General features: G+C 49.9%; 1 pseudogene. It reads left to right on the plus strand.

The window, feature by feature from the left end:
* Positions 1 to 262 precede the first annotated feature (262 nt).
* A pseudogene (locus F0Q32_RS26645) lies at positions 263 to 381 on the plus strand (transcriptional regulator); the annotation flags it as partial.

The raw sequence follows: 381 nt of genomic DNA on the forward strand, positions 1-381 counted from the left end.
GACTATTTGCAACAGTGCCCGAAAAACCACGTTAAGAAAGCAACCTTCTGAAAAGGCGACGTTTATCAGTTTTTTTTCCGGCCATAAAGGGGGCGGAAATTATTCCCTGCACGGGTATTCGCAAGGATTTCGGTAGTGCTCTGGCTCTGCCCCCCATAACCTGGCGGACAGAGCATGATTGGGAAAGCGGTACCCTCACGGCAGAAACGATTGACGCAGGCTATATTTCTATTATTCTGGAAATATAGATAAAGGAGGTATTATGGATTTAAACACTGCTGCAAACGCACTTCGAGAACTGGGCCACCCGACACGTCTCAGCATATACCGGGAGCTGGTCAGGGCGGGTCATGAAGGCCTGCCGGTTGGCGAACTGCAGAA

The organism is Pseudocitrobacter sp. 73 (assembly GCF_008369545.1).
GTDB classification, from domain to species: domain Bacteria; phylum Pseudomonadota; class Gammaproteobacteria; order Enterobacterales; family Enterobacteriaceae; genus Pseudocitrobacter; species Pseudocitrobacter vendiensis.